The 8,363-nt window shown below is 68.5% G+C and carries 8 protein-coding genes and 1 tRNA gene; 1 reads left to right on the top strand and 8 read right to left on the bottom strand.

Annotation, left to right across the window (positions count from 1 at the left end; translation table 11 throughout):
- Nucleotides 1-63 precede the first annotated feature (63 nt).
- The 8 genes from glp to PHP91_RS16560 all read right to left on the bottom strand — a co-directional run bounded on the left by glp (nucleotide 64) and on the right by PHP91_RS16560 (nucleotide 8,135).
- Nucleotides 64-1,305, bottom strand: coding sequence for a gephyrin-like molybdotransferase Glp (gene glp / locus PHP91_RS16525; RefSeq protein WP_300143328.1), 1,242 nt, complete (start codon nucleotides 1,303-1,305; stop codon nucleotides 64-66).
- Nucleotides 1,306-1,312: 7 nt separating this feature from the next.
- Nucleotides 1,313-1,720, bottom strand: coding sequence for a hemerythrin family protein (locus PHP91_RS16530; protein ID WP_300143331.1), 408 nt, complete (start codon nucleotides 1,718-1,720; stop codon nucleotides 1,313-1,315).
- Complete coding sequence (gene argB / locus PHP91_RS16535; protein ID WP_300143349.1) at nucleotides 1,717-2,610, bottom strand: acetylglutamate kinase; 894 nt, start codon at nucleotides 2,608-2,610, stop codon at nucleotides 1,717-1,719. Before argB ends, PHP91_RS16530 begins: the two co-directional genes overlap by 4 nt.
- Nucleotides 2,611-2,986: 376 nt before the next feature.
- The gene (locus PHP91_RS16540; RefSeq protein ID WP_300143334.1) at nucleotides 2,987-4,600 is read right to left on the bottom strand and encodes an AAA family ATPase; all 1,614 of its coding nucleotides are present in this window, start codon (nucleotides 4,598-4,600) and stop codon (nucleotides 2,987-2,989) included.
- Between the two features lie 10 nt (nucleotides 4,601-4,610).
- The gene (locus PHP91_RS16545) at nucleotides 4,611-5,810 is read right to left on the bottom strand and encodes an alginate lyase family protein (RefSeq protein WP_300143337.1); all 1,200 of its coding nucleotides are present in this window, start codon (nucleotides 5,808-5,810) and stop codon (nucleotides 4,611-4,613) included.
- A 5-nt stretch (nucleotides 5,811-5,815) separates the two neighbouring features.
- Complete coding sequence (locus PHP91_RS16550; RefSeq protein WP_300143340.1) at nucleotides 5,816-6,301, bottom strand: GNAT family N-acetyltransferase; 486 nt, start codon at nucleotides 6,299-6,301, stop codon at nucleotides 5,816-5,818.
- The gene (locus tag PHP91_RS16555; protein WP_300143343.1) at nucleotides 6,298-7,140 is read right to left on the bottom strand and encodes an ABC transporter permease; all 843 of its coding nucleotides are present in this window, start codon (nucleotides 7,138-7,140) and stop codon (nucleotides 6,298-6,300) included. Before PHP91_RS16555 ends, PHP91_RS16550 begins: the two co-directional genes overlap by 4 nt.
- A complete protein-coding gene (locus PHP91_RS16560) occupies nucleotides 7,137-8,135 on the bottom strand; it encodes an ABC transporter permease (protein ID WP_300143346.1) in 999 nt (332 codons plus the stop codon). The genes PHP91_RS16555 and PHP91_RS16560 overlap by 4 nt, the downstream gene beginning before the upstream one ends.
- Nucleotides 8,136-8,287: 152 nt before the next feature.
- Between PHP91_RS16560 and PHP91_RS16565 the strand changes: the two genes are divergently transcribed.
- Nucleotides 8,288-8,363: transfer RNA gene (locus PHP91_RS16565), tRNA-Ala, on the top strand.

Raw genomic sequence — 8,363 nt, forward strand, 5'->3', positions numbered from 1 at the left:
GAAGGGGAGAGGGGAAACTTTTACAAAAGTTTCCCCTCTCCCCTTCCCCCGGTTCCGCTACGCCTACACCAGCCAGACGTCGATTTCAGCGCCCTGGTAGAGGCCTTCGCTGTCGGCCGGGATGGTGGCCAGGCCGTCGGCGCGGACCATGGTCCGGAGCAGGCCGGACTTGCCGAGCACGGGGTGGGCGAGGGGGAGTTTGCCGTCGCGCGGTTCCAGGCGGACGCGGACGTAGTCCTCGCGGCCCGGTTTGCTGGCCACGTTGCGTGCCAGTTCGGCCCGGCGCAGGGGGCGGCGGGAGCGGGCGAACGCGCCGGGGTCGCCCTGGAGGTGGCGGATGAGGGGCAGGACCAGGACGTGCATGACCACCAGGGCGGAGGTGACCTGCCCGGGCAGGCCGAGGACGGGCTTGCCGTGGGCGCGGCCCAGGATGGTGGGCTTGCCGGGGCTGAGCGCAACGCCGTGGGCCATGATTTCGGAATCGCCCACGCCTTCGAGGGCGGTCACGGTCAGGTCGCGCACGCCGATGGAGCTGCCGCCGGAGAGGAGGACCAGGTCGTTCTGGCGCAACGCGTCGGCCAGGGCTTCGGTCAGGCTCGGGAGGTCGTCGCGCACGATGCCGTAGAGCACGGGCAGTCCGCCCGCCCGGGCCACCAGGGCGGCTACGGTATGGGTGTTGACGTCGCGGACCTTGCCGGGCAGCGGGATGTCGGCCACCTCCACCAGTTCGTCGCCGGTGGAGAGGACGGCCACGCGCGGCTTGCGCACCAGCGGCAGGAAGAGGTGGCCCATGGCGGCGGCCAGGCCGATCTCCTGGGGGCGGAGGACGGTCCCGGCGGGCAGGAAGGTCGCGCCCGTCTTGGCGTCCTCGCCGCGTTGCATGACGTTTTCGCCGGGGGCCACGGTCTTGCGGATTTCCACTGTGCCGCCGCCCATCTCCTGGGTGTGCTCGACCATGACCACGGCGTCGGCGCCGGGCGGGAGCACGCCGCCGGTGCTGATGCGGGCGCAGGTGCCGGGGGTGACGGTGATGTCGGGCAGCCGGTCGATGGGCAGGGCGGCCACGCATTCCAGGTAGCCGGGGTTGGTCTCGCTCGCGCCGAAGAGGTCCGTGGCGCTGACGGCGTAACCGTCCATGGCCGAGCGGTCGGTGAGCGGCCAGTCGTGGTCGGCGACGAGGTCGTCGGCCAGGACCCGGCCGTCCGCCTCGGCCAGGGGGGCCGTCTCGCAGGGCAGCCGGGAGAATCCGGCGAGCCGGGCCTCGAACTCGGCCCGGCTGATGATGGTGAAGAATCCGTGGGACATGGCCGGGTTACCCTCTGGCCCGGATGCGGACGAACTCGCCGATGCGGCTGTCCATGACCATGATGTGGCGGACGATCCAGCCGTTGATGAATTCCAGGGCCCTTTTAGGATCGACCGGGACGCCGCCCAGGATTTTCTCGCGGGAGTTGGCCACGTCGTTGATGAGCCTGCGGTGGACGGCCCGGTGGGCTTCCAGGTCGGGGTAGCCCACGGACTCCATGTACTCCTCCTCGTCGGCGAAGTGGGAGTTCGTGTAGTCGAGCAGTTTCTCGAAGAAGGCCTGGAGGCTCGCCTCGCCGTGGCCTTCGGCGATGGCCCGGAGCAGGTCGTTGGAGTAGCCGATGAGCCTGCGGTGCTGCTCGTCGATGCGGGGCAGGCCGGTGTCGAGGGTGACGGTCCAGTCGACTTGGGTCATGCCTCCTCCTCGAAGTGTTCCACGACCTCGGTGCCGATGCCGGACTTGGTGAAGAGTTCCAGGAGGATGCAGTTTTCGACCCGGCCGTCGATGATGGCCGCCTTCTCCACGTCGGCCACGGCCTCGATGCAGCATTTGATCTTGGGGATCATGCCGCCGGTGATGATGCCGTCCTCGATGCACTGGAAGGCCTCGCGGGTGCACAGGTGGGTGATGAGCTCGCCGCTCTTGTCCAGCAGGCCGGGCACGTCGGTGAGCAGGAAGAGCCGCTTGGCCCCCAGGGAGGCGGCCACGGCCCCGGCCACGGAGTCGGCGTTGATGTTGTAGGTGTTGCCCTCGTCGTCCACGCCAACGGGCGCGATGACCGGGATGAACCCCTCGCGCAGCAGCGAGTGGATCAGGGTGGTGTTCACGGCCCGGACCTCGCCCACCTTGCCCAGGTCGATGATCTCGGGCGGGGCGTCCTTCTTCTCGACGGACAGCTCCTTGGGCTCGGCGCGGATGAGCATGCCGTCCTTGCCCGAGAGGCCCACGGCCTTGCCGCCGTTCAGGTTGATGAGGTTGACGATCTCCTTGTTCACCTTGCCCACCAGGACCATCTCGACCACGTCCATGGTGGCCGCGTCGGTGACGCGGTAGCCCTCTCGGAAGGTGGACTGGATGTTCAGGGCCTTGAGCATGTTGCCGATCTGCGGCCCGCCGCCGTGGATGACCACCGGGTTGATGCCGATGTACTTGAGCAGGATGACGTTCAGGGCGAAGGCGCGTTTGAGCCGCTCGTCGATCATGGCGTTGCCGCCGTACTTGATGACGATGGTCTTGCCGTAGAACTTGGAGATGTAGGGCAGGGTCTCGATGATGGACTTGGCCTGCAACTGGTACCGCTTCATGTCCCGGTCATTGATGGGATGTCTTTCCATGGGTGCTCCTGGGTGCGGGCGGGGCCCGGTGTGCTGCGGATTGTACAAGAAGGGGCCGGGGTGTCAACACGAAGCGGGCCGGAGCCAGCCTCGTGCAGGGCCACAGCGCCTCCCGGAACGGCCGCCTCCTGGAGTCGATATGGCGGCAGACCGTCCGTCCGGTCACCCGGTCCGCCCGGGGATGCGGTCCGTGCCCGCGCCGAGGTCCCCCTCGGACGAAAAGGCGTCCAGGCCGCATTCAGGATGTCGGCCCGTTTTTGCCCCATCTCGCCCACGGGCCTCCTGTCCGGCGGATTTGTGGATTATTTCGCCGCAGCGACGCGGATCGCCGCTTTTCAGTCCCCTGCTAGGAGCAGAGTTTTTCGGCCAGGGCGTCTCCCTGCTCGCCGCCGCCCGCCATGCGCGAGAGCTCGGCGCGGATTTCGCCGGGGCCCAGGCGGTGGCAGCGCGTGAAGGTCTCGTCGTCCACCACGTCCTTGCGGATCAGGAAGTGGCGGTCCGCCTGGCCCGCGAGCTGGGGCCAGTGGGTGATGAGCAGGACCTGCTGCCGGTCGGCCAGGGCGCGCAGCTTCTTGCCCACCGCGCCCAGCGTCAGGCCGCCGATGCCCGCGTCAACCTCGTCGAAGATGAGGCTCGGGAGGGCGTCGTGGCCCTTGTCGTTGCCGCCCAGGGAGACCAGGGCCAGGAGGAAGCGCGAGAGCTCGCCGCCCGAGGCGATGCGGTCCAGCGGCTGGGGGGCCTGGCCGGGGTTGGGCACCCACATCAGGCGGCCGCGCCGGTCCTCGCAGCCGGGGTAGAGCTCGCGCGGGTCGAATTCGAAAAATACTTTGACGTGCTCGGAAAAGCCGAGGTCCGTCAGCTCGTCCACGATGCGGATGGAGAGCTCGCGGGCCGCCTTCTCCCGCGCGCGGTTGAGGCTGTCCAGGGCCTCGCGCAGCTTGACGGCGGCCGCGCTCTCCTCCTTGCGCAGCCCCTTGAGGTCCAGAGCCGAGGCGTCGAGGAATGAGAGGCTCTCGTCGAGCTCCTTCTTCAGGTCCACGATCTCGTCCAGGCCGCGCCGCAGCTTGCGTTTGAGCCGGGCCAGCTCGAAGAGCCGGGCCTCGATGTCGTCGATGCTCATGCTCTCCTCCTCGCCGGACAGCCCCTCGGGGCCCCGGCGCAGGCGGGTGTCCAGGTCGTGCAGGAGCAGGCGCAGCTCCTCGATGGCGTCCCGGTCGTCCTCGAAGCCGGGGAAGAGCCGGGCGATGATCTCCATCTCGCGGGTCAGCAGGGTCATGGCGTCGAGGAGCCCGACCTCGCCGTGGAGCACGTTCAGGGCGTTCTGAAGGCTTTCGCCCGCCCGGTCGCGGTCGCGGATGGTTTTTTTCAGGTCCTCCAGCGCGTTCTCCTCGCCGGGCTTGGGATCGACCTTTTCGATCTCACGCTTCTGGAATTCCAGGAATTCCCGTTGCTTGTCCATGTCCTCGAATCGGGCCCTGATGACGCGTTGGCGCTCCAGGATGTCGCTTAAGGCGGCCAGGGCCTCGTCGCGGTCGCGCAGCAGGGCCGGGGAGGGCAGGAAGCGGTCCAGCACCTCGGCCTGGAAGGCGGGGGAGAGGAGCTTCTGCTGGCCGTGCTGGCTGGTGTGGACGACCAGGCGGGACTTCATGTCGCGGATGGTCGGCTGGGAGGAGAGGGCGTCGTTGACGAAGACGCGGCTGCGCCCGGTCTCGGCCGAGAGCTCGCGCCGGATCACGGTTTCGCCCTCGGGCAGGACGAAGAGGGCCTCCACCGTGGCCTTTTCCGCGCCGGGCCGGACCAGCTTGGGGTCCATGCGCTCGCCCATGAGAAAGTCCACGGCGCGCATGATGAACGACTTGCCCGCGCCCGTCTCGCCGGTGAGGGCGTTCAGGCCGTGCGAAAATTCCAGTTCCACGTCCTCGATCAGGGCGAGGTTCTTGATGCGCAGCAGCTCCAGCATGGTCTCCAGCCTAGTAGAAGAGCAGGGCTCGATCGGTGCGCCGCCCTTCTTCGGGCAGCGCCTTGAGGTGGTCGAGGTACCGGTCGTCCTTATACACCAACGCGGCCCGGTGGAAAAGGGGGGTGAAGAGGAAGGGGTCGAACCGGCCGGTCTCGCCATGTGGCCAGGCCGTTTGCGGGTCGATGAACGGGGCGGCCGCGTCCAGGGCGGCCTTGATGGACCCCGTGCCCGGCCCGCCCGCGCGCCACAGGTCGATGCCCAGCCGCTCGCCCGCCTCGGCCAGGACGAAGAAGGCCTCAAGGTTGAAGAAGGTGTAGTGGCGCGAGCGGGTCCGCTTCAGCTCCTCGGGCATGGTCCCGTCGGGCTTGATCTGGGGCAGGATGCGCCGGATCTCCACGGTGTTGACGATGGACCGGGCCAGGCTTTTGTCCCCGGCGTAGAGGGCGAAGACGGCCAGTTGGGCGTCGTACCAGGTGCCCTGGTTGTTGGCGGCGGCGGCCGCCTCCCGTCCCAGGTCGCTGGTCAGGAGCCAGTGCGCGTATTCCTTGAACCACTCGGCCAGCTTGCGCGTCTCCACGTCGCTCCACAGCGGCGAGGGGTTCAGGATGCGCCCGGCCTCGGCCACGCGGATCAGGTCGCGGGTCTCGATGATCCCGGCGCTGGTCCCCTCGGCCACGCCGGGGCGCGACTGGCCGTACTTGAGGTTCGGGTTGGTCCGGGTCAGCCGGTCGCAGCACCAGGACCAGACCAGGGCGCACCCCTTGCCCGCGTACTGGTCGTTGCCGGTCAGGTACCAGGCCAGGGCCAGTGTCAGGGCGTCGCGGGACATGCGGTTCATGCGCCGGCGGTCGAATTTGTCGCCGTCGGCGTCCGGGTTGCGCCTGCCGTCGCGCCGGACGTAGGGCAGGCCGCCCAGCCTGTTCGGGTCCGGCCACCAGTAGGGGGCCAGGGACCAGTAGTCGTGCATGTCGCCGCCGGGCGGGGGCGCGGGCTTGAGGACCACGGCCTCGGCGGGCGCGGTGACGCACCGGTCCGCCTCCCGGAGCAGCTCCTGCACGGCGGGCATGACGGCCGGGTCGCGTTCGAGATAGCGCTGTTTGGTCCTTGCCATGACCTCGGGCGAGAGGAGGATGGTGTCCGGCAACGGGGCGGCCGAAGCGGCCTGGGCCAGCAGGAGCAGGACGAGCGGGGCGAGGGCGCGAAGAGGCATGGCCGTCACCCCCTGCGGGCGTCCAGGGGCTTTTTCATGGTGAAGACGGTGACCGGGCCGCCCGCCACGCGGCGGGAGGGGTAACGAGCGGTCACGGTGAAGCCCATCTTGCGGTAGAAGGCCAGGGCGCTGGTGTTGCGCTCGTAGCAGTTGAGGGTCACGGCGTCGAACCCCCGGTCGCGCAGCCGGTCCTCGGCCCAGCCGAGCAGGGCGGCGCCGATTCCCCGGCGCTTGTGGTTCGGGGAGACCCACAGCTCGGCCACGGAGCCCGCTTCGCAGGCGATGAACCCGACCGGAATCTCGCCGGACAGGGCCACCCCCATGTCGCTCAGCAGGCGGCGCAGGGTGCGGGCGGGCTCGTCGCTCATCCGCCAGCCGCGCACGTAGGCGCCGGGCATGAACAGGGCGTAGCTCGCGTCGAAGGATTCGCGCAGGAGCCGCTCCAGCGCGGGCAGGTCGCTTCGGGAAGCCTGGCGGATGGTCGTGCTCATTGTTTCAGCCTCGGGTCCAGCAGGTCGCGCAGGGCCTCGCCCAGCAGGTTGTAGCCCAGGACGGTCACCAGGATGGCCAGGCCGGGAAAGACCGAAAGCCACCAGGCTATGCCGAGGACGTCCTTGCCCTCCATGAGCATGTTGCCCCAGGAGGCGTCCGGCGGCTGGACCCCCAGGCCCAGGAAGGAGAGGGAGGATTCTGTCAGGATGGCCCCGGCCACGCCCAGGGTGGCGGAGACCAGCACCGGGGTCACGGCGTTGGGCAGGATGTGGCGCAGCAGGATGCGCGCCGGGCCGGCCCCGGCGGCCCGGGCGGCCAGCACATAGTCGCGCTCGCGGATGGACAGGGTCTCGGCGCGGACCAGCCGGGCCACGCCCATCCAGCCCGTCAGCCCGATGACCACCATGATGTTGGTCAGGCTCGGCTCCAGGAAGGCGATGACCGCCAGGATCAGGAAGAACGACGGGAAGCAGAGCATGACGTCCACCCCGCGCATGATGACCTCGTCCACCACCCGGCCGAAGTATCCGGCCACCAGCCCGAGGGCCAGGCCGATGGTCGTGGCGATGCCCACGGCCACGAACCCCACCCACAGCGACACGCGGCCGCCGAAGAGGATGCGGGCGAACACATCGCGCCCCAGGGCGTCGGTTCCGAGGATGTGGGCGGGAGAGGGCGGTTGCAACAGTGCGTCAACGTTGATGAAATTCGGGTCGTATGGCGTGATGAACGGGGCGAGGACGGCGGCCAGGGACATGGCCCCGACGATGAGCGCGCCCAGGGCAAGCAGGGAGTGCCGCGCAATGGGCGACGGCCGCTTCAGGGGACGGCGCTTCATCGCTGCCTCCCCTGCCCGGCGCGGATGCGCGGGTCGGCCAGGCCGTAGCCCACGTCGGCCAGCAGGTTGCCCGCCAGGGTCAGCACCGCGCCCAGCACCAGGCTGCCCATGATGAGCGGATAGTCGCGGGCCATGACCGCCTGATAGAAGAGCTGGCCCAAGCCGGGCAGGGCGAAGATGGACTCGATGATCACCGACCCGCCGATGAGTGCGGGCACGGACAGGCCGAGGATGGTGATGACCGGCATGAGAGCGTTCCGCAACGCGTGTTTGAAGAGGACGGTCCGGCTCGGCAGCCCCTTGGCCCGCGCGGTCATGATGTAGTCCTGGCGGAGGACCTCCAGCATGGAGGAGCGCATGAACCGGGACATGCCCGCCCAGGAGCCCGAGGTGTAGATGAAGACCGGCAGGATGAGGTGCCTGGCCACGTCCCAGGCTTTTTGCAGCGGCGACATGTCGTCGAACCCCATCGACATGAGGCCGGAGATGGGCAGCACGGGCCAGCGGATGCCCAGCCAGAGCATAAGCAGCAGGGCGAGCCAGAATCCGGGCATGGCGAAGCCGATGAAGACGACGACGGTGGAGATCTTGTCGAAGGCCCCGCCGCGCCACCAGGCCGCAGCGACGCCGATGGGCACGGCGATGAGCAGGGTCAGGACCAGGGAGGCCACGTTCATGCCGAAGGTGAGCGGCAGCCGCTCGCGGATCTTGTCCCAGACGGGCCGGTGGTCGCCGGACATGGACTGGCCGAAGTCGAGCCGGGCGAGGCGTCCCAGCCATGCCGCGTACTGGACGTGCAGGGGCTGGTCGAGCCCGTAGAGCTGTTCGAGCTGCGCGCGGGCTTCGAGCCCGGCCTCGGGATTGAGGGTGGTCTGGAGGTCGGTGGGCGAGCCTGGGGCGAGGTGGATGACCCAGAAGCTGATGACGGTGATGCCGAGGAAGACCACGGCCACCCAGAGGAGCTTTATGAGTATGCGTTTGAAGACGTGGGCCATGGCGACTCCGGTTGCGGGAAACCCGTTTCCCTGTTTACTGCATGTGGGTTTTCGAATCAATCCGCGCGTTCACGAAAAATTCCATCCCTACGCAAGAAATCCGGTTGACAACTTCGGTCCACTTGTCCTAATTACCTCCAACCCAACGACGTGGGGCTGTAGCTCAGTTGGGAGAGCGCTTGAATGGCATTCAAGAGGTCGTGGGTTCAATTCCCTCCAGCTCCACCA

Source organism: Pseudodesulfovibrio sp., from assembly GCF_028692895.1.
GTDB lineage: Bacteria > Desulfobacterota > Desulfovibrionia > Desulfovibrionales > Desulfovibrionaceae > Pseudodesulfovibrio.

Coding starts and splice junctions, on each gene's coding strand:
- glp (WP_300143328.1), bottom strand. CDS start 1,305: ATGTCCCACGGATTCTTCACCATCATCAGCCGGGCCGAGTTCGAGGCC.
- PHP91_RS16530 (WP_300143331.1), bottom strand. CDS start 1,720: ATGACCCAAGTCGACTGGACCGTCACCCTCGACACCGGCCTGCCCCGC.
- argB (WP_300143349.1), bottom strand. CDS start 2,610: ATGAAGCGGTACCAGTTGCAGGCCAAGTCCATCATCGAGACCCTGCCC.
- PHP91_RS16540 (WP_300143334.1), bottom strand. CDS start 4,600: ATGCTGGAGCTGCTGCGCATCAAGAACCTCGCCCTGATCGAGGACGTG.
- PHP91_RS16545 (WP_300143337.1), bottom strand. CDS start 5,810: ATGCCTCTTCGCGCCCTCGCCCCGCTCGTCCTGCTCCTGCTGGCCCAG.
- PHP91_RS16550 (WP_300143340.1), bottom strand. CDS start 6,301: ATGAGCACGACCATCCGCCAGGCTTCCCGAAGCGACCTGCCCGCGCTG.
- PHP91_RS16555 (WP_300143343.1), bottom strand. CDS start 7,140: ATGAAGCGCCGTCCCCTGAAGCGGCCGTCGCCCATTGCGCGGCACTCC.
- PHP91_RS16560 (WP_300143346.1), bottom strand. CDS start 8,135: ATGGCCCACGTCTTCAAACGCATACTCATAAAGCTCCTCTGGGTGGCC.